Origin of the sequence: Streptococcus sp. HMSC061D10 (assembly GCF_001808865.1) — a bacterium.
Lineage (GTDB): Bacteria > Bacillota > Bacilli > Lactobacillales > Streptococcaceae > Streptococcus.
The window spans coordinates 1,360-1,922 of record NZ_KV795004.1; the positions used below are offsets into that span (position 1 = coordinate 1,360).

Genomic DNA, 563 nt, shown 5'->3' on the forward strand with positions numbered 1-563 from the left:
CTTTAAATCCATATTGAGTATTGATGGTATCTGCTTCGCCTGCAACAGAACCAAACTCTCTGTTACCGCCTTGTTTGACAGTAGCACTTACAATTTTTCCACTATCATCTTTGAATTTGATATCAAATGAGTTTTCTTCTCCAGCATATACATAAACTTCTTTATCTTTATTAGAGTATGGGATCTCTACTGTTGGCGCTACTACTGTTGCTGGAGCTGTAGCTGTTGCTGGGTCACTGGCTACTGATGTGTTACCTGCTGCGTCAGTTGCTTTAGCTGTTACAGCACCTGCTGGAATGTCAACTGTTGGTGTGATTGTAGCTTTGCCATTTTCTCCTGCAGTTGCTTCACCGATCTTGTTGTTGTCTTTATCGTAAAGGGCTACGGTTGAACCTTTTTCTGCAGTTACTTCAACTGGCGTCTTAGTTCCAGCTTTACCTGTAAGATCTGTGTTCACAACTGGTTTAGCTGGAGCTTCTGTATCTTTAGTCACAAATTCTGACAATGGTTTTTTATCTTGAGAACCATCTTTATAGGTTACAACAAGATTTCCATCAGCATCT

The 563-nt window shown here is 40.5% G+C and carries 1 protein-coding gene; it reads right to left on the minus strand.

The features are described 5' to 3' along the window. Positions 1-563 (minus strand): Ig-like domain-containing protein (locus HMPREF2728_RS10800; RefSeq protein WP_261674107.1); only part of this gene is annotated, 563 nt, incomplete at both ends.